The sequence below is a fragment of the Flavobacterium sp. KH_035 genome, from assembly GCF_057839565.1.
Map to the genome: position 1 here is coordinate 1,709,206 of NZ_CM174492.1, position 19,296 is coordinate 1,728,501.

Annotated in this window: 17 protein-coding genes and 1 riboswitch; of the genes, 16 read left to right on the forward strand and 1 reads right to left on the reverse strand. The window is 35.4% G+C overall.

Translation table 11 applies throughout. From position 1 onward, the window contains the following. Positions 1 to 340: 340 nt before the first annotated feature. The 10 genes from AC3IS6_RS07520 (at position 341) to AC3IS6_RS07565 (ending at position 11,068) form a co-directional block, all read left to right on the forward strand. Positions 341 to 529 carry a hypothetical protein gene (locus AC3IS6_RS07520; RefSeq protein ID WP_173966535.1) on the forward strand — a complete coding sequence of 63 codons (189 nt, stop codon included), beginning with the start codon at positions 341 to 343 and terminating at the stop codon, positions 527 to 529. A 68-nt stretch (positions 530 to 597) separates the two neighbouring features. After that, positions 598 to 1,902: an O-acetylhomoserine aminocarboxypropyltransferase/cysteine synthase family protein gene (locus AC3IS6_RS07525; RefSeq protein WP_489164331.1), complete on the forward strand. Its 1,305-nt coding sequence runs from the start codon at positions 598 to 600 to the stop codon at positions 1,900 to 1,902. Positions 1,903 to 2,103: 201 nt separating this feature from the next. Next, the gene (locus tag AC3IS6_RS07530; protein WP_489164332.1) at positions 2,104 to 3,192 is read left to right on the forward strand and encodes a homoserine dehydrogenase family protein; all 1,089 of its coding nucleotides are present in this window, start codon (positions 2,104 to 2,106) and stop codon (positions 3,190 to 3,192) included. 613 nt (positions 3,193 to 3,805) lie between these two features. Beyond that, the gene (locus AC3IS6_RS07535) at positions 3,806 to 4,009 is read left to right on the forward strand and encodes a hypothetical protein (RefSeq protein WP_489164333.1); all 204 of its coding nucleotides are present in this window, start codon (positions 3,806 to 3,808) and stop codon (positions 4,007 to 4,009) included. Between the two features lie 188 nt (positions 4,010 to 4,197). Beyond that, positions 4,198 to 4,306: riboswitch (SAM riboswitch) on the forward strand. Positions 4,307 to 4,383: 77 nt separating this feature from the next. Continuing rightward, positions 4,384 to 5,367: an alpha/beta fold hydrolase gene (locus AC3IS6_RS07540; protein WP_489164334.1), complete on the forward strand. Its 984-nt coding sequence runs from the start codon at positions 4,384 to 4,386 to the stop codon at positions 5,365 to 5,367. A 1-nt stretch (position 5,368) separates the two neighbouring features. After that, positions 5,369 to 7,783, forward strand: coding sequence for a bifunctional aspartate kinase/homoserine dehydrogenase I (gene thrA, locus AC3IS6_RS07545; protein WP_489164335.1), 2,415 nt, complete (start codon positions 5,369 to 5,371; stop codon positions 7,781 to 7,783). A gap of 168 nt (positions 7,784 to 7,951) precedes the next feature. After that, positions 7,952 to 8,380, forward strand: a complete 429-nt coding sequence (locus AC3IS6_RS07550; RefSeq protein ID WP_489164336.1) for an OsmC family protein — start codon at positions 7,952 to 7,954, stop codon at positions 8,378 to 8,380. Positions 8,381 to 8,683: 303 nt separating this feature from the next. Further along, complete coding sequence (locus AC3IS6_RS07555; RefSeq protein ID WP_489164337.1) at positions 8,684 to 9,856, forward strand: trans-sulfuration enzyme family protein; 1,173 nt, start codon at positions 8,684 to 8,686, stop codon at positions 9,854 to 9,856. 67 nt (positions 9,857 to 9,923) lie between these two features. Beyond that, on the forward strand, positions 9,924 to 10,457 hold the full coding sequence (locus AC3IS6_RS07560; protein ID WP_489164339.1) for an alpha/beta hydrolase: 534 nt from the start codon (positions 9,924 to 9,926) through the stop codon (positions 10,455 to 10,457). Positions 10,458 to 10,657: 200 nt separating this feature from the next. Continuing rightward, on the forward strand, positions 10,658 to 11,068 hold the full coding sequence (locus AC3IS6_RS07565; RefSeq protein WP_179003218.1) for an RrF2 family transcriptional regulator: 411 nt from the start codon (positions 10,658 to 10,660) through the stop codon (positions 11,066 to 11,068). Positions 11,069 to 11,177: 109 nt separating this feature from the next. Here AC3IS6_RS07565 and AC3IS6_RS07570 read toward each other — a convergent pair whose 3' ends face one another. After that, positions 11,178 to 11,960 (reverse strand): sulfite exporter TauE/SafE family protein, encoded by a 783-nt coding sequence (locus tag AC3IS6_RS07570; RefSeq protein ID WP_489164340.1) that lies wholly within the window; start codon positions 11,958 to 11,960, stop codon positions 11,178 to 11,180. 311 nt (positions 11,961 to 12,271) lie between these two features. Between AC3IS6_RS07570 and AC3IS6_RS07575 the strand changes: the two genes are divergently transcribed. The 6 genes from AC3IS6_RS07575 (at position 12,272) to cobA (ending at position 19,224) form a co-directional block, all read left to right on the forward strand. Continuing rightward, positions 12,272 to 13,174 (forward strand): sulfite exporter TauE/SafE family protein, encoded by a 903-nt coding sequence (locus tag AC3IS6_RS07575; RefSeq protein WP_489164341.1) that lies wholly within the window; start codon positions 12,272 to 12,274, stop codon positions 13,172 to 13,174. Positions 13,175 to 13,201: 27 nt separating this feature from the next. Next, a complete protein-coding gene (locus tag AC3IS6_RS07580) occupies positions 13,202 to 13,912 on the forward strand; it encodes a phosphoadenylyl-sulfate reductase (protein WP_489164342.1) in 711 nt (236 codons plus the stop codon). 87 nt (positions 13,913 to 13,999) lie between these two features. Then, on the forward strand, positions 14,000 to 14,917 hold the full coding sequence (gene cysD / locus AC3IS6_RS07585) for a sulfate adenylyltransferase subunit CysD (RefSeq protein ID WP_489164343.1): 918 nt from the start codon (positions 14,000 to 14,002) through the stop codon (positions 14,915 to 14,917). A 108-nt stretch (positions 14,918 to 15,025) separates the two neighbouring features. Next, the gene (locus tag AC3IS6_RS07590; protein ID WP_489164344.1) at positions 15,026 to 16,270 is read left to right on the forward strand and encodes a sulfate adenylyltransferase subunit 1; all 1,245 of its coding nucleotides are present in this window, start codon (positions 15,026 to 15,028) and stop codon (positions 16,268 to 16,270) included. 97 nt (positions 16,271 to 16,367) lie between these two features. Next, positions 16,368 to 18,458 carry a nitrite reductase gene (locus AC3IS6_RS07595; RefSeq protein ID WP_489164345.1) on the forward strand — a complete coding sequence of 697 codons (2,091 nt, stop codon included), beginning with the start codon at positions 16,368 to 16,370 and terminating at the stop codon, positions 18,456 to 18,458. Next, positions 18,451 to 19,224, forward strand: coding sequence for a uroporphyrinogen-III C-methyltransferase (gene cobA, locus AC3IS6_RS07600; RefSeq protein WP_489164346.1), 774 nt, complete (start codon positions 18,451 to 18,453; stop codon positions 19,222 to 19,224). Before AC3IS6_RS07595 ends, cobA begins: the two co-directional genes overlap by 8 nt. The last annotated feature ends 72 nt before the right edge of the window (positions 19,225 to 19,296 follow it).

Below are 19,296 nucleotides of genomic sequence, written 5' to 3' on the forward strand. Positions count from 1 at the left end.
CGTGATATCTGCGGCTGTTTTTTATAGCTTAAGGTCTATGTTTACAGGGAGTAATTAAATTTTCACATTAAATATTGATATTTAATTTGGTAGTTAGGAAAATACTTATTACATTTACTCTATAGAATTAGTCGAATTAAAAAAGCATTAATTTTAAATCAAATAAAAATGAAAACAATAGCAAATAGTATGATGATGTGTTGTGAGATGATGCAAATGTGCATCCCAAATTGCTGTTACCAAAAGTGAAAGAGTGAATCTTTGTTATAGTTAGAACTATAAGCCCTTTTGGTCGCCATCCGAAAGGGCTTTTTTTAATTCTGAAACTAAAACGAATATCATGAAAACACTACATATTATATTAAGAGAGATTTTATACCGATTGAAAACAGATTTTAAACGATTTGCAGGTATAGTTAAGAACAAAAGAGAGAATGCAGTTAAAATAAAAGGAGAGCTGTATTCGAGTGAATCAAACTCCCTGCTCTTTCAAATGTATTTACACGAAGAAGAAGATCTTTTTATATGAGATAAAAAACGACTTAAGAAATCAATAATAAACCAAAAGCTATTAACAATATCTAAAACTAAGAAATCATGAGCACACAAAAATTTGCCACAAACGCACTACACGCAGGACACGATGTTACTAAAAATGCAGGAACCAGAGCAGTTCCAATTTACCAGACATCCTCATATGTTTTTAACAACTCAGATCACGCAGCCAATTTATTTGGTCTTGCCGAAGCCGGATTTATTTACACCCGATTGAACAATCCGACAAACGATGTTTTGGAACAACGTCTTGCAGCGCTTGAGGGCGGAATTGGGGCAGTAGTTACAGCCTCAGGAGCCTCGGCAATTTCTACCGCTTTACTGACTTTGCTAAAAGCGGGAGATCATATTGTGGCTTCCAATAGTTTATATGGGGGAACTTATAATTTACTGAGTGTAACTTTACCGCGTTTAGGGATCACAACCACTTTTGTAGATCCTTCAAAACCTGAAAACTTTACTAATGCTGCCAAAGAAAACACACGTGCTTTTTTTGTAGAATCTTTAGGGAATCCAAAATTAGATGTATTGGATCTGAAAGGAATTTCGGTAGAAGCCAAAAAATTTAAAGTTCCTTTTATTGTAGACAATACAGTAGCAACACCTTATTTGTTAAACCCAATCGAACATGGGGCTGATATTGTTATTCACTCCCTAACCAAATATATTTCAGGAAACGGAACCTCGTTAGGAGGAGCTATTATCGATGCCGGAACTTTTGACTGGTCAAACGGTAAATTTCCTGAATTTACAGAGCCTTCACCAGGATATCATGGTCTGGTGTATCACGAAGCTTTAGGAAATGCAGCTTTCATAGCAAAAGCCAGAATCGAAGGTTTACGTGATTTTGGAGCAGCTCTGAGCCCGTTTAATGCTTTTCAAATCATCCAGGGCTTAGAAACCTTACCAATCCGAGTTCAGAAACACAGTGAAAATGCTTTGGCACTTGCTTCCTGGTTAGAAAAACAGGATGAGGTAGCCTGGGTGAATTATCCGGGATTAAAAACCAATAAGTATTACGACTTGTCACAACAGTACTTGCCAAAAGGGCAAAGTGGAGTCGTTACTTTTGGATTAAAAGGCGGTTTCGAAGCTGCTAAAAAAGTAGTAGATGAAACAAAACTCTTCTCGCTCTTGGCTAACATTGGTGATACAAAATCATTAATCATTCATCCTGCAAGTACAACCCATCAGCAATTGTCTGATGTGGAACAATTAGAAACGGGAGTTTCAAAAGATCTGGTGCGACTTTCTGTCGGACTGGAAGATATCGAAGATTTAATAGCTGATCTGCAAATTGTTTTTGCAAGCGTGACCCAGTCACAATACAGCATTAATAAAAATTAGGTTTTTTTGTTTTTTGTTTGAAAAATTGCCTTTAGCAGCGTGAGTTCTGCTAGAGGTGATTTTTTATAAAAAGTAAATCAGTATAAAAATTTTTAAATCCTATAAGCGATACGAGTAAGACTAAGAAAAGACAGAGTGTAACTCAAGCTTTACAGTGACCTGCATCGCTTATGTGGTTTGAAAAATTAAAAATTAAAAATTATGTCAAAGCTTAAAATAAATATCATTCTTTTTGGAATTGGAAATATCGGAAGCACTTTGATCAATCAAATTATCGAAAGTCAGGAGTTTTTTCTCGAAAGTAAAAATGTAGATTTTCATTTTCCGATTATCACAAATTCAACTGTAGCTTTTTTCGAGAAAGAAGGCGTAGGATATGCCTGGGAAACCAATTTTCTGGAATTGGCAGTGCCTTTTAAAGTGCAGGATATTATTGAATTTGCCAAAGAAAATGAATTTGAGAATTTAATTGCAGTAGATGCAACTGCGAGTGATGAGTTGATACATCATTACAATACATTGATCGAAAACGGATTTAATATTGTAGCGGTAAATAAAAAAGCCAATACATTACCGATTGATTTATACAAAGAGATCAGAGCAAACCTTAAAAAGTACGACAAGGAGTTTTTGTATGAAACATCAGTCGATACGGGGTTTCCGGTTTTACAGACCCTAAGAGATTTGTATTATTCAGGGGAAAAAATCACAAAAATCCGGGGTGTTTTTTCAGACAATCTGAGTTACGTATTTAATCGGTTTGCTGTTGAAGAAACAACTTTCTCTTCTCTCTTAAAAGATGCGAGTTTGCTTGGATTAATGCGTTCGACTTTTAAAGAAGATCTGTCCGGAAATGATACCGCCAGAAAACTGCTGATTCTCACAAGAGAAATTGGAAAAGATTTTGAGCTTTCGGATATAAAAATCAATTCACTTATACAAGAAGAGCATCTGGAGCAAAACGGCATTCTGAATAAGGAAGCGCTCGACAGATCGTTTAAAATTGCTAAAATTAGTCAGGCAGATAATAATGTCTTGCGATATGTAGGCGAATTTGATGTCGTAAAAAATACTTTAGAAGTTAAACTGGTTTCAGAACCTGTTTCCTCAGCAATAGGTCAACTGAAAGGATCAGATACCATTTTTGAAATTTATACGCAATCGTATGCCGATGTGCCAATAGTGATTCAAAGTGCTTCGGCATGTAAGCAAGCCATTTCGAGAGGGGTAATTACAGACATTTTGAAAGTGGCTGAAAAAATTAAAAACAAAGAAGCGGTCTGGCTGTAAGTGGTTCCAAAATAATAGTAAGTTGTTCTTTGATATAATGAAACAGGAAAGTTTTTTGTGTTATTATTTGTAAGATTTATCTTTTAAATAGTGATGTGTTAATTTTGTAAGATGTTTTTTAACGGAAAAAAGCTGTTTTTTAACGTTTTTTGGGATTAATTTGTTGAGTCCCACTTGTATAATTGAGAAAATATTCGCAAATTTGTAAGACTTCAAAACGAAAGAAAAAATAAATTTAGTATTCTTAGTAAAAGTTATGTCGATTGGAACAAAAGTGAAATAGGTTTTGTTTTTTGTTGATCTAAAAAAAAGAGTAAATAAAAATATTTTGAGAGTTTAAGGAAGTTTATTAAAATAGAAAAAATGCAAGAATTTTTTAAAATAGCAATTAAGTCCCAGATGAATAAATCCCTACAGATGAATAAGATGTTTAACGTCGCACGTATTTGTGTATGCGTCTGTTGATACTAAAAGTATATATAAGTTGTAAAAAACTTAAACCCTTTTGGTATTCAAATCCAAAAGGGTTTTTTTATTCCATTTGGTTACGATAACAAAGAGATAAACATAAAATAAAGATAATAACACGCAAACTAACATAAACTTAAATATCATGAGCACAATAAACTACTTAACAAAGACTTTTTCAACATTGAAAAACATTAGAGCTAAAAGAAACAATCCGCCACCACCAACAAATGAATTGGTACATCCGAGATTCGGAATGACTGAGACAGACAAAAAAGTGGAGAAAAAAAATCCGGACTCATTATTGTTTTTGATGTATTCAAAAGAGAATGAAACGCTTTTTATCTAAATCGGGAAGCATCATAAAATAGAGGGAAACCTGCTTAATTTTACTGGGCAAATTGTTCGGTAATTTTTTGCGTACACTAGTTTTTGTTTGAATTATGTTTAAGAAATTGAGGAATCAGTTTCGATAAAATTTGTTTGTTTGAGAAATTAGTAGTTAATTTGCACCTTTAAGTTCAAAAACGTATTGAAATGTTATAAAGAAAGGACGAGGGATTAGACCCGATGAATCCTTAGCAACCCTTCGTTAATTCGAAGAAGGTGCTGCATTCTACCACGCCCAAACGTGGAAAGATAACAACAAGAAATTTTCTGGTTTCACTCTAGACTTTCTTTCTAATATTTCCACATACAAATCAAAAATAAAAAGATTTGAAATTGGAAAATATACCAAGTCCCATTATAATTCAGGAATTCATCACCGAAAGCGGTGTGGCATATCCATCATTACCCTTAAGTTTTACGCTTTCCGGTTTACCATTATTTAGTGCGCCTATCGTTCTGGTCAATCATGCTTTGACAGGAAATGCTGAGGTCACCGGTGCAAATGGCTGGTGGAATGACCTTATTGGTGAAGACAAAACAATCGATACCCATAAATTTACCGTACTGGCTTTTAATGTGCCTGGAAACGGAAATGATTCCTTCATCATCGAAAACTATCAGGATTTCACTACCAGAGATATTGCCCGTATTTTTATTAAAGGTTTAGAGCTTTTAAATATTCACCAATTGCACACCATCATTGGAGGTTCGGTTGGCGGAGGCATTGCCTGGGAAATTCTTGCATTAGAACCTCACATTACTCAAAACCTTATTCCCATTGCAACGGATTGGAAGTCGACCGACTGGATGATCGCCAATTGCTATTTACAAGAGCAAATTTTGAATAATTCTTCAAAACCTATCGAAGATGCCAGAATTCATGCAATGTTGTGTTACAGGTCTCCTGAATCATTCAAAGAGAAATTTCAACGTACAATCAATGCCAATCATCCTGTTTTTAATATCGAAAGCTGGCTGGCACATCACGGCGAAAAACTGCAAAAAAGATACCAATTGGCTTCGTATAAACTCATGAACCAATTGCTTAAAACGATAGACATCACCAGAGATAGAGAGGATTTCGATACTTTGTTATCCAAAACAGATGCCGCGATTCACATTATCGGAATCAATTCGGATTTGTTTTTTATTCCCAAAGAAAATCGGGAAACTTTTAAGGAATTAAAAAAGTTCAAAGACAATGTTTTTTACAGCGAAATAGATTCTGTTCATGGACATGATGCTTTTTTAATCGAGTACAAACAATTAGATCATTTACTTGCCGATATTTTTAAGGCAGAAACAATAGAAAAATAAAATGAAAATATTAAAATTTGGCGGTAAATCGTTATCAAACGGAGAAGGACTTAATAAAGTAGTTTCAATTATTACGGATAAAGTACAGCAGAACGAAAAAATTGCCGTAGTAGTTTCCGCTCGCGGAAATGCTACAGATGAACTGGAATACATTTTAAAAATTGCAGCTAAAAACGGCAATTATAAACCTTTATTCGAGAATTTTAAAACGTATCAGATTTCAGATTACCCTGAGGTTGATTTGTCGGAAGAATTTAATGTATTGGATAAACTTTTTGAAGGAGTAAGTCTGATAGGAGATTACAGCAATAAAATTAAAGATCAGATTTTATCAAAAGGCGAGCTGCTTTCGGCTAAGTTATTGACAGCCATTTTAATTGGAAAAGGTGTTCCGGCAAATTTTGTAGATTCAAGAGAATTGTTGAAAACCGATTCTAAATTTGGAGATGCACAGCCTTTGGAACAACTTTCTAAGAAAAATGTAATCAATTATTTCAAAGAGCATAACGGTACAACAGTTAACATCGTAACCGGTTTTATTGGATCTAACAATAACAACGACACGACCACTCTAGGAAGAAACGGAAGTAATTATACGGCATCGCTAATTGCAAATTACCTAAATGCCGAAGAATTGCAAAACTTTACGCATGTTGATGGAATTTACACTGCAAATCCTGATCTGGTTGCTGATGCTAAAAAGATCGAATTTTTGTCGTTTAACGAAGCCAACGAATTAGCCAATTTTGGAGCCACCATTTTGCATGCTAAGACAATTATTCCATTATTGGAAAAAAATATCCCGCTTCGTATCTTAAATACTTTTAATCATGAAAATCGCGGGACTTTAATTACTTCAGACTCTGCTAAAGAAGGAATTAAAACACTCTCTGTTTTAGAGAATGTATCTTTGGTAAATCTGGAAGGTCGCGGATTATTAGGAAAATCAGGTGTAGATGCCCGAATTTTTAAAGTAATGGGCGATCACAATATCAGTGTTAGTATTATCTCGCAAGGTTCTTCGGAGCGAGGAATTGGTCTTGTTGTGGCGACTGAGAAAGCTACATTGGCCATGGTTGAATTAGAAAAAGAATTCGAAAACGACTTTTATTCCAAAGATGTAAATCAGATTACAGTAACAGATAATGTTTCGGTAATTTCGATTATCGGACAGGATTTGAGTACTTTCCATAAACCATACACGGCATTAATTAAAAATAAAATTGTTCCGATCTTATTTAACAACACCGTTACAGGTAAAAACGTGAGTTTGGTAGTTAAAAAGACGGAACTGCATAAAGCCTTAAATGTAATTCACGGTGAGATTTTTGGTGTTTCCAAAAAAATCAACATTGCCATTATTGGTCATGGACTAGTGGGAGGAACTCTAATCAATCAGATTTTAGAATCGACAGCCGCTATCGAAAAACGAAAAGACGTGAGACTGAATGTTTTTGCAATAGCCAATTCGAAAAAGGTACTTTTAAATAAAAACGGAGTAAGCTCAAACTGGAAAACAGATATTGATAAAGAAGGGCTTGCCTATACCATTCAGGACATTATTGCTTATGCCAACCAACATCATTTAGAAAATTTAATTGCTATTGATAATACAGCGAGCGCTTCTTTTGTTGAGAATTATATTCCGTTGGTTGAGAGTAGTTTCGATTTGATATCTTCTAATAAAGTAGCCAATACACTGAGTTATGGTTTTTATAAAGAATTGAGAAAAGCTTTAGCCGAAAACCAGAAGAATTATTTATACGAAACCAATGTTGGTGCAGGATTACCATTAATAGATACCATTAAATTATTGCATCTTTCGGGAGAAAATATCACAAAGATAAAAGGAGTATTCTCCGGAACATTGAGTTATTTATTCAATAATTTTTCGGCAAAAGACGCTCCGTTTAGTGAGATTTTACAAGAAGCGATTGATAATGGATACACAGAACCGGACCCTCGTGAGGATTTATGTGGAAATGATGTGGGAAGAAAATTATTGATCTTGGCAAGAGAATTGGACTTGCAGAACGAATTTGAAGAAATCTCAATTCAGAATTTAATTCCGGAGCATTTGCGTGAAGGAAACGTTGGAGATTTCTTAACTAAATTGAAAGAGTTCGATCCGATTTATGAAAAAATAAAAGCCGATCAAAAGCCAAACCACGTATTAAGATATATTGGTGAATTGTCAGGAGATTTACAAAACGATAAAGGAATTTTGGAAGTAAAATTAGTTTCAGTGCCTTCTGATACTGCCTTGGGTGGATTAAAAGGATCTGATTCTTTCTTCGAAATTTATACAGAATCTTACGGAGACCGTCCAATCGTAATTCAGGGAGCTGGCGCAGGCTCTGCTGTAACAGCGAGAGGTGTATTTGGAGATATTTTGAGATTATCTGATAAAGGGTAAGGGATTTAAGATTTTAGAGTTTAGATTTCTGATTTGTCATTTCGAGGAACGAGAAATCACATTAGATTATCGACAAAGATTAGGATTTTTCGTTTCGGAATTCCTGGTGTGATTTTTCCTTACGTCGAAATGACAAGATTGTAAAAAATAAAAAAAAATAACAACACAATGAAAGTAACTTTGAACAGAGTAAATGACGCGTTTCATTTTAAACTTAAAAACGAACGTGGTCATGTAGTGGATGTTGACAGCAGAGCCGAATTTGGCGGAAGCGATTTAGGTGCAAGTCCAATGGAATTAGTATTAATGGGGGTTGCGGGATGCAGCGCCATTGATATGATTTCGATCTTAAAAAAACAACGTCAGGAAATCACTTCATTTAACGCTGAGGTAGAAGGAGAGCGTGTGCAAGTTGGTGAAGCAAAACCTTTTAAAGAAATCAATGTGGTTTTTTATTTAGAAGGAGATATTAACCCTGAAAAAGCACATCGTGCAGCCCAGCTTTCTTTTGAGAAATATTGCTCGGTTTCTAAAACAATTGAGCCAACTGCTACTATAAAATATAAAGTGGTTCTGAACAACGAAGAATTAAAATAATTAGATAATTAGATAATTTTTTGATTTTTAATCACACAATGAAAATTCACATTAAACTCCAGGCGAAACACTGTGTTTTGCTTTGTGAATCTTTGTGAAATTTTATAAAAAGCGAATTTGTGCTAATCGGTGCAATTCGTGTTTTAGTCAATTAGATAATTTTTGGACCATTTTTATACAATGAAAATTCACATTAAACTTCTGGCGAAACGCTGTGTTTGGCTTTGTGAATCTTTGTGAAATTTTATAAAAAAAGCGAATTAGTGCTAATTAGTGCAATTCGTGTTAAACAAAAACAAAAAAATGAACACAGAAGAATTTGGTTTTGAAACACAAGCCATCAGAACACAATTAGAAAGAAGTCAGTATTTAGAGCATTCGGTGCCATTATACTTATCGTCAAGCTTTGTATTTGAGGATGCCGAAGATATGAGAGCTTCTTTTACAGAAGAAAAAGAAAGAAATATTTACAGCCGTTTCAGCAATCCGAACACGACAGAATTTGTTGATAAAATTTGTAAAATGGAAGGTGCCGAGGCGGGTTATGCTTTTGCAACCGGAATGGCAGCAGTATATTCTACTTTTGCAGCATTATTAAATTCAGGAGATCATATCGTGTCAGCGAGCAGCGTTTTTGGTTCGACACACGCTTTGTTTATGACTTATTTTCCGAAATGGAATATCGAAACCTCTTATTTTGATATTACTAAACCGGAAACAATTGAAGGATTCATTAAGCCTAATACAAAAATTTTATACGCAGAGTCGCCTACAAATCCGGGTGTTGATGTGATTGATTTGCAATTGCTGGGAGATCTTGCTAAAAAACACAACCTGATTTTAATTATCGATAACTGTTTTGCGACACCTTATCTTCAGCAACCTATAAAATTTGGAGCGCATTTAGTAGTGCATTCAGCAACTAAATTGATTGACGGTCAGGGTAGAGTTTTAGGAGGAGTTACGGTTGGAAGTGAAGATTTAATCAGACAAATTTATTTGTTCTCCAGAAATACAGGTCCTGCTTTGTCTCCGTTTAATGCATGGGTTTTGTCGAAAAGCTTAGAGACATTGGCAATTCGTGTTGAAAAACACTGTGAAAACGCTTTAAAAGTAGCGGAGTTTTTAGAAGCGCACCCAAATGTAAAAAGCATCAAATACCCGTTCCTGAAATCACATCCTCAATACGAAATTGCCAAAAAGCAAATGAAATTGGGAGGAAATATTATTGCCTTTGAAATTAAAGGCGGAATTGAAGCCGGAAGAAAATTTTTAGATAAAATAAAACTGTGTTCCCTATCGGCAAATATTGGCGATACGAGATCGATTGTGACGCATCCTGCTTCAACCACCCATAGTAAATTGTCTGAAGAAGATCAGCTGGCGGTTGGAATAACTCAGGGATTAGTGCGTGTTTCAGTAGGTTTGGAAACGGTAGAAGATGTGATTGCCGATTTAAAACAGGCGCTAAGTTAAATTTTAGATTAATGATTTTAGATATTAGATTTCTGAAAACTGATATCTAAAATCGTATCTTTTATATATGACTAAACCAAGACTAATCATTTTATCAGATTTATTTGGAGGTAAAGTCCCGGACTGGGTAAAAATCTATGCTGATTTATTAAAATCTGAATTTGAGATTCAGTATTATGATGTGCTTGAACTAGCCGGCATTAATGCTGATAACCTTGTGGAAAGCGATGTTCATAATCAATTTCTTAGCGGAGGAATGGATAGGGCAGTTGAAGCTTTATTGAAATTAGAAAATGATAAAGTAACGGTTTTAGGATTTAGTATTGGAGGAACAATCGCCTGGAAAGCTTCTTTGCGAGGATTGAATATTGTTGGTCTATTTGCTGTTTCTTCAACAAGATTGAGATACGAAACGGAAGCCCCAAATTGCAGTATAAAATTATATTTTGGAGAAGAAGATTCAAACAGACCGGACTCACAATGGTTTTTTGACTTGAATGTGGTCCATAAAATGATAAAAAAAGAGAATCATCAGCTATACAGAACGGAAAATAATGCGTTCTTGGTTTGCAATGATATTTTGAAAACTTTATTAAGATGACGGCCTTTAACTGGAAAAAAACAGTTAAAGGCCTTTTTTTATTGGGCTTTATTTAAACTATACTAATTTAGTAGAATTTAAATTTTTGTTCTATTACTATTCTCATTTAAAAAGTTTATTTTTGTGGCAGAAAAACAAGACGATTGTTGTTTTAGGTCAAAAGTCTAAGATTGGCAATCCACAATTAAAATAGATATAACGTGCTTTCAAAGAAAACAAAATACGGAATTAAAGCTTTAACTTATCTGGCCAGACGTGAAAACAATGAGCCTGTACAAATTGCTGAAATTGCGAAAAGTGAACATATTTCAATTAAGTTTTTAGAAAGTATTTTGCTGCTGCTTAGGAACTCAGGTTTTCTGGGAGCTAAAAAAGGAAAAGGCGGTGGTTATTATCTGATAAAAGATCCTAAAGATATTAGTATGGCTAAGGTGTATCGTATTCTCGAGGGGCCTATTGCATTGCTTCCCTGTGCAAGTCATAATTTTTATGAAAGATGCGACGACTGCGATGATGAGGCAAGCTGTGCTGCACGACGATTAATGACTGAGGTTAGGGATAATACCCTTAAAATTCTTGAAAGTAACTCGTTGGCGGATATTGCATTTTAATTCGATCTCTCCTTCAGAATTCTTATAAAAAAAAGACCATTTCAATATTTTTAATGAAATGGTCTTTTCTTTTTGGGTTCAGATTCTATTTTGAAAGGCTGTACTTAATTTAAAAAATCAATTTATAACCGGCCAGAAACAGCATTACGGCAATCGCATTTCTAAGAAATAAATCGGGTACTTTTCCGCTTAACATACTTCCGATAAAAATTCCAGGTAGTGATCCTAATAATAATTGTCCCAATAAAATAAGATCTAAATTTCCCATTGAGGCATGTCCGATTCCGGCGACCAGCGTTAAAGGTACAGCGTGTGCAATTTCGGTTCCTACCAAACGCGGAGTAGGCAAGAGCGGATATAAGAAAAACAAAGTAACGGTGCCCAGTGCCCCGGCTCCAATCGAAGTAAGAGTTACAGTTGCGCCCAGTAAAATTCCAATTCCAACCGTCAGCATATTTTGTGTGTGACTTTCACTGTGAAATTTGTCTCCCGCATGTTTTTGCGAAAACACCAATAGTCTTTTCTTGAATAGTATGGCAATCGAAGTAAACAGTAACGCCCATCCCAAACTGTATTTGATGACCGCATTTATAGTAGTAATATCTGTTTTGATACTGTTTAGGATCCATAAAGTCAGTAAAGCGGCAGGAACGCTGCCCAGAGTGAGCCATCCGGTGATAGACCAATTGATGTTGCCTTTTTTATGGTGGACAAAAACGCCTCCCATTTTGGTAAAAGCAGCATACAACAAATCGGTACCAACCGCTGTCGTTGGAGGGATGCCAAACCATAATAAAATGGGAGTCATCAAAGAGCCGCCTCCAACACCCGTCAGACCTACGACAAAACCTACAACTAAACCCGCAATTACAAGACCTATTTGAAAATCCATGAATAAAAATTTGAGGTAAAAATAGTAACAATTTTACAATTATCCTATAGATGTGGTAGACTTTAAAAAAGGTATTCTAAGAATACGAAAAGTTTAAGAGCTATAGTGTTGAAATACAATATAATGAGTTTTTTTACTTGTGAGAATGATTTGTTGATACCTTTGTGTGGGGCACTCCATTAGCCTTATATCAAATAGCCACGTAAAAATATCAAATATTGTTTTGATATTTAGAAATAAGTAGTAATTTTGCCATTCAATCTACTAACCCGATAGGGTAATGGATTTTTAAAATAAAACGAACCATTAGAATGGAAAAAGAGCTAAAAATAAATACCGTAGCAGTTAAGTCTGATACAGCAATAAAAGAAAGATTGTGGGTTTTAGTACCGGCTGTTTTACTAATCGGTTTGTTGACAACGTTGATTTACAATCACCATGCTGAATTTTCATGGAATGGGTTTATTGACGGTTTCAATCAGGAGTTTTTAGTGTTTTTTGCCATTGGAGTTTTTGCACAATTGGTCGACGGGACTTTAGGAATGGGTTATGGGGCTACTTCGACATCGTTTTTATTAGCGTACGGAGTTCCGCCAGTGATTAGTAGTGCCGCGGTTCACGTATCTGAAATGTTTACTACGGGAGCATCGGCACTTTCCCATCACCGATTTGGAAATATCAATAAAAAACTGGTTAAACATTTATTGATTCCGGGAGTTTTAGGTTCAATAATGGGAGCTTATTTATTATCGGATGTTATTAATGGTGATATTATAAAGCCTTTTATTGCAGTTTATATGATTGTTCTGGCCATTATAATTATTCGAAAAGCTTTAGTTAAAAAGATCATTAAAAAGAAAACTAAAAAATTAGGATTTCTGGCCATTTTTGGAGGTTTTATGGATTCAGTTGGAGGCGGAGGCTGGGGGCCGATTGTGACTTCAACATTATTGGGAAGAGGAAGAAATCCAAGATATACTATAGGTTCTGTAAATGCAGCAGAATTTGCAATTTCATTCGCAAGTGGTTTAACTTTCATGCTTTTTGGAGGGATCCACGGTTGGCAGGTTATTATAGGTTTGATTTTAGGAGGTGTAATCGCAGCGCCATTAGGAGCTTATCTTTTAAATAAAATCAGAAGAAAGCCAATGATGATTGCAGTTGGGATTTTAATAATACTATTGAGTTTAAAAACATTATCTAAATTATTGTAATATTTTTTAGAAGGAAAGAAAGAGAATATGAGTGCGACTATTATACAATCATTATTAGATAAAACGAAAGATTTTTCACTAGATGAAACCTTAGCTTTCTTAGCAGGTGAATATCCGGGGAAAGTAATTTTTTCGACATCTTTCGGACAGGAAGATCAGGTTATCACTGATTTTATTGCAAAAAGCAATCAGGATATTACGATTTTTACATTAGATACCGGAAGGTTGTTTCAGGAAACGTATGATGTTTTTCATAAAACATTAAAAAAGTACAAAAAGCCGATCGAGGTTTATTTTCCTGAAGCAGCAGCAGTAGAAAATTTACTAAAACATAAAGGCCCAAACAGTTTTTATGATTCAGTTGAGAACAGAAAAGAATGCTGTTTCATTCGAAAAGTAGTTCCGTTACGAAAAGCGTTGGCAGGAAATTCTATTTGGATTACAGGTTTAAGAGCAGAGCAATCAGAGAATAGAAACGATTTACAATTGTTCGAATACGACGGAGGTTTTGAAATTATAAAGTTCAACCCATTACTAAAATGGACTTTAGAAGAGGTTGATGTTTATTTATCAGAAAACAATGTTCCTCAAAATGCTTTACACAAACAAGGTTTCGTAAGCATTGGTTGTGCGCCTTGTACCAGAGCAATTTTCCCGGGTGAAGATATCAGAGCCGGAAGATGGTGGTGGGAATCAAGTCATAAAGAATGTGGTTTGCATAGTGCTAAGAAAGATTAGAGAGGATAGAAACAAGAGTATAGAGTAAAGAATAATAGTAGAAAGTTTTAGGAAACTCACAATAAACAACAACCTGAAACTTTAAACTTGAAACAAAAAAACAAAATGAGTTCAGTATTAAAAACAAACGCTTTAGAGAGCGAAGCAATATACATTTTCAGAGAAGTAATTTCACAGTTCGATAAACCGGTTTTGCTTTTTTCTGGAGGAAAAGATTCGATAACATTGGTACGTTTGGCACAAAAAGCATTTTTTCCGGCAAAAATTCCGTTTCCCCTTTTACATGTTGATACGGGACATAATTTTCCGGAGACCATTGCTTTCAGAGATAAATTGGTAGAAGAATTAGGATTGGAATTAATCGTACGTAACGTTCAGGATGCTATTGATGAAGGAAAAGTAGTTGAAGAAACTGGAAAATATTCTAGTAGAAACAGCTTACAGACAATTACACTTTTAGATGCAATCGAAGAATTTAAGTTCGATGCTTGTATTGGTGGAGCGCGTCGTGATGAAGAAAAAGCAAGAGCTAAGGAACGTATTTTTTCAGTTCGTGATGATTTTGGTCAATGGGATGAAAAAAATCAAAGACCTGAGTTATTTGATATTTTGAACGGAAAAATAGAAAATGGACAAAACGTTCGTGTTTTCCCAATTTCAAACTGGACAGAATTAGATGTTTGGAGTTATATCGAAAAAGAACACATCGAGATTCCATCAATCTATTTTTCACATAAAAGAAAAGTTTTTTTGAGAGACGGTTTAATCTGGTCGCATTCTCCTTATGTGTATCAGGAAGAAGACGAGCAAATCGAAGAAAGAATTGTTCGTTTTAGAACCGTTGGAGATATGAGCTGTACAGCAGCTGTTGAATCTTATGCAGCAACCATTGAGGAAGTGGTTGGTGAAATCAGAACTTCTACTATTTCAGAAAGAGGAGCAAGAATTGATGACAAACGTTCTGAAGCTGCGATGGAAAAGAGGAAACAACAGGGATATTTTTAATAATTATTAATTGTGAATTATTAATTAAAAAGTAAAGATCAAAAAAACATACAGATTTATAAGTTTTGAGGAAACCTGAAACTTTAAACCTGAAACAACATAATAAGAATGGAAGTTTTAAAAATAGCAACAGCAGGAAGTGTAGATGATGGAAAAAGTACTTTGATCGGAAGATTATTGTATGATACAAAATCATTGACTACAGATAAAATCGAAGCGATCGAGAAAAGCAGCAAACAAAAAGGATATGATTATCTTGATTTTTCATTGGCAACGGATGGATTAGTAGCCGAAAGAGAACAGGGAATTACAATTGATGTAGCACATATTTATTTTTCGACTGCAAAGAAAAGTTACATCATTGCCGATACTCCGGGTCACGTAGAATATACCAGAAACATGGTAACGGGAGCTTCAACTTCACAAGTATCGATCATCTTAATTGATGCGAGAAAAGGAGTAATTGAGCAAACGTACCGTCACTTTTTTATCAATAATTTATTGAGAGTAAAAGAGGTAATCGTTGCAATCAATAAAATGGACTTAGTGGATTATTCAGAGGAAGTCTTCAATAAAATCAAAGCCGATTTTCAAGCCTTAAATGCTAAGAGTACTTTCAAAGAACAAAATGTAAGCTACATTCCGCTTAGTGCGATCAATGGAGGAAACGTAGTGGATAAATCGGAGAACATGAAGTGGTACGATGGGCAAACTGTTTTGGAGCACTTAGAAGGATTGCATTCTTCAGATGTTTTTGAAGCAGGAAAAGCACGTTTTCCGGTTCAGACAGTAATTCGTCCTAAAACCGAAGAATACCATGATTTTAGAGGTTACGCCGGAAAATTATACGGAAACTCTATAAAAGTAGGAGATGCTGTTACCGTACTGCCTTCTTTAACAGAATCAAAAGTAACTAAAATTCATTTTTTCGATAAGCAATTTGATGAGGCTGTTGCAGGTTCTTCGATCACAATCGAATTAGAAAATGATATCAATGTGACGAGAGGTGATATGATTGTAAAATCGTCAGAACTTCCAAAAATTGAAAAAGAAATAAACACAACGGTATGCTGGATGGACAGTAAAAAACTTGTTCCGGGTACCAAATATATTGTTCAGCACAACACCAATTCGGTTTTGGCAAAAGTTGAAAGTATCAAAAATACGATCTCAACGGATTATTCGGGAACAAAAGAAGCTTCACAATTAGCAATCAATGAAATTGGAGAGGTAAACATCAAATTAAGCAAGCCTTTATATTTTGATGCCTACAACGACAATAAATCAAATGGGGCATTTATCTTAATTGATACTGCAACAAATACAACAGCAGGAGTAGGATTCATCAGGTAAACCTGCTATAAGCTTTAAGCTATAGGCTTTAGGCTAAAAATACAAAGTTAAAAAAGCCTAAAGCATACAGCTTAAAGCCTAAAGCAAGAGAAAGAAAATGGAAAGTTTTAGAACAGAAATAGAAAATCCGGTAGTTCAGAAAGAGATTATCGATTTAGAAAAAAAGATTCATTTGTTCCGTGGAGGAAAAATTGATGATGAACGTTTTCGTAGTCTTCGTTTAGCGCGTGGAATTTACGGACAGCGTCAGGAAGGTGTTCAAATGATTCGTATTAAATTGCCTTATGGTAAAGTAACCAGCGAACAATTGATTCGTATTACAAAAGTTTCTGATGAATATTCTACAGGACGTTTGCACATTACAACACGTCAGGACATTCAGATTCACTATGTAAGTCTGGACAGAACTCCGGAGCTTTGGGCAAATTTGGCTAAAGACGATGTTACTTTACGTGAAGCTTGTGGTAATACCGTTAGAAACATTACCGGAAGCGAATTAGCAGGTGTAGATGTAAACGAACCGTTTGACGTTTCGCCTTATGCACACGGACTTTTTCAATATCTGTTAAGAAACCCAATCTGTCAGGAAATGGGGCGTAAGTTCAAAATTTCGTTCTCGTCTTCAGACGAAGATACTGCTTTGAGTTATTTGCATGATTTAGGATTTATTCCAAAAATTGTCAATGGCGAGCGAGGTTTCAAAATTATGTTTGGTGGAGGATTAGGTTCTCAGCCAGCCCATGCCGAATTGCTTTCAGAGTTTGTGCCGGCGAATCAGATTATTCCAACGGCAGAAGGCATCATTCGTATTTTTGACAGATACGGGGAACGTGCGAAAAGAATGAAAGCCCGTATGAAATTTTTAATCAAAGAAATGGGAAGAGATGTCTTCCTTGATTTGGTTGAAAAAGAGAAAAAAGCAATCGCTTTTGAAACGTACGAAATTGATACAACTGCTTTTGACGGACCAATTTCGGAGCCGTTATTAGAAGTTCCGCAAGTTACGATCGAAGATACGGAAGCTTATGAAGCCTGGAAAAAATCAAATGTAATCGCTCAGAAACAAGCAGGTTATTATGCTATAGGAATTAAAGTTTTATTGGGAGATTTTTACACCGATAAAGCCAGATTATTAGCTGATTTAATTAAAAACTACGCCGCAAATGAACTTCGTTTTTCATTGCGTCAAAATATTGTAATACGCCATGTGAAAGAAGAGAACTTACCTTTCTTCTATCAGGAATTAGCGAAGTTGAATTTTGTTCATCTGGGATATAATTCAACGGCAGATATTACAGCATGTCCGGGTACAGATACTTGCAATTTGGGGATTGCAAGTAGTACCGGAATTGCAGAAGAATTAGAAAAAGTATTAAGTGCTGAATATCCTCAGTATTTAAACAACCGCGAAATTGAAATCAAAATCAGTGGTTGTATGAATGCTTGCGGGCAGCACAATATGTCGGCAATTGGTTTTCAGGGAATGTCAATTAATTCCGGAAAACTGGTAGCTCCGGCTTTACAGGTCTTGTTAGGCGGAGGAAGATTAGGAAATGGAGCTGGACGTTTTGCCGATAAAGTAATCAAAATTCCAAGCCGAAGAGGACCGGATGCTTTGCGTACCATTTTAAATGATTTTAATGCGAATGCAAACGGACAAAAATTCCTAGATTACTATGATGAAAAAGGAGAGAAATATTTCTATGAAATCTTAAAACCTTTATCAGACGTAACGAACTTAACCGAAGCTGATTTTGTAGATTGGGGTAATGCCGACAATTATGTAAAAGCTGTTGGAGTGGGTGAATGTGCCGGAGTAGTAATTGATTTGGTGGCGACTTTATTGTTGGAAGCCAAAGACAAACTGACTTTTGCTCAGGAATCTTTTGACGAAAATAAATGGTCGGATGCAATTTACCATGCTTACGCCGGATTTGTAAACGGCGCAAAAGCGTTGCTGCTTTCTGAAAACGAAAAAACAAACAATCACGCAGGAATCGTTGATTTATTTGATACCGTTTTCATTGCAGCCGGTAAAATTGAACTGGCAACATCATTCAGAGAATTAGTGTATCAAATTAATACAACACAGCCTTCAGAAGCTTTTGCAAAACAATACATTCAGGAAGGAATTGCATTTTTTGATACCATAGAAAAATATAGAGCTCAAGAATTAGAAAATGCATAATATCAAACCAAAAGTAACTTTAGTTGGTGCGGGTCCCGGCGATCCGGATTTACTTACGCTCAAAGCCGTAAAAGCACTTGCTGAAGCGAAGGTGGTTTTGTACGATGCATTGGCCAATGAAGAAATATTAGCACATGCACCTAAAAATGCAATCCGTATTTTTGTGGGAAAAAAAATAGGGAATCATGCTTACACACAGGATCAGATCAATCAATTGATTGTTGATAATGCATTAACGTACGGAAATGTGGTACGTTTAAAAGGTGGTGACCCGTTTATTTTTGGACGTGGAAGTGAAGAAATTGAATTTATAGAAAGTTTCGGAATCGAGACATTTGTAGTTCCTGGAATATCTTCGGTAGTGGCGGTTCCGGCAAGTCAGGGAATATCGATTACCAAAAGAGGAGTTTCCGAAAGTTTTTGGGCCATAACAGGCACAACTTCAGACAGGAAATTGTCTTCGGATGTTGCTTTGGCTGCACAATCATCAGCAACAGTCGTAATTTTGATGGGAATGCACAAATTGTCTCAGATTATCAGCTTGTTTCAAAAAGAAAACAAAGGAAATTTACCCGTAGCGATTATTCAAAACGGAACATTGGCCGATGAAAAAGTAGGTGTAGGAACGGTAGATTCGATTTTAGAAATTGTAAAGGAGAAGAAACTAAGCTCACCAGCAATTATCGTTCTTGGAGAGGTTGTTCGCGAAAGCAACAAACTAAAAGGGTTTTACGAAGAGTTTCTCTCAAAAGAAATGATTCGTTAATAATTGTTCCATCGGGAACGACCAATTTTGCAGCTTCAGGTTTTAATCCGATGTTTGCATGATAAATTGTTC

Bases quoted from the DNA above. Each gene is read 5' to 3' on its own strand.
- AC3IS6_RS07520 (WP_173966535.1), top strand. From the start codon at position 341: ATGAAAACACTACATATTATATTAAGAGAGATTTTATACCGATTGAAA.
- AC3IS6_RS07525 (WP_489164331.1), top strand. From the start codon at position 598: ATGAGCACACAAAAATTTGCCACAAACGCACTACACGCAGGACACGAT.
- AC3IS6_RS07530 (WP_489164332.1), top strand. From the start codon at position 2,104: ATGTCAAAGCTTAAAATAAATATCATTCTTTTTGGAATTGGAAATATC.
- AC3IS6_RS07535 (WP_489164333.1), top strand. From the start codon at position 3,806: ATGAGCACAATAAACTACTTAACAAAGACTTTTTCAACATTGAAAAAC.
- thrA (WP_489164335.1), top strand. From the start codon at position 5,369: ATGAAAATATTAAAATTTGGCGGTAAATCGTTATCAAACGGAGAAGGA.
- AC3IS6_RS07550 (WP_489164336.1), top strand. From the start codon at position 7,952: ATGAAAGTAACTTTGAACAGAGTAAATGACGCGTTTCATTTTAAACTT.
- AC3IS6_RS07555 (WP_489164337.1), top strand. From the start codon at position 8,684: ATGAACACAGAAGAATTTGGTTTTGAAACACAAGCCATCAGAACACAA.
- AC3IS6_RS07560 (WP_489164339.1), top strand. From the start codon at position 9,924: ATGACTAAACCAAGACTAATCATTTTATCAGATTTATTTGGAGGTAAA.
- AC3IS6_RS07570 (WP_489164340.1), bottom strand. From the start codon at position 11,960: ATGGATTTTCAAATAGGTCTTGTAATTGCGGGTTTAGTTGTAGGTTTT.
- AC3IS6_RS07575 (WP_489164341.1), top strand. From the start codon at position 12,272: ATGGAAAAAGAGCTAAAAATAAATACCGTAGCAGTTAAGTCTGATACA.
- AC3IS6_RS07580 (WP_489164342.1), top strand. From the start codon at position 13,202: ATGAGTGCGACTATTATACAATCATTATTAGATAAAACGAAAGATTTT.
- AC3IS6_RS07590 (WP_489164344.1), top strand. From the start codon at position 15,026: ATGGAAGTTTTAAAAATAGCAACAGCAGGAAGTGTAGATGATGGAAAA.
- AC3IS6_RS07595 (WP_489164345.1), top strand. From the start codon at position 16,368: ATGGAAAGTTTTAGAACAGAAATAGAAAATCCGGTAGTTCAGAAAGAG.
- cobA (WP_489164346.1), top strand. From the start codon at position 18,451: ATGCATAATATCAAACCAAAAGTAACTTTAGTTGGTGCGGGTCCCGGC.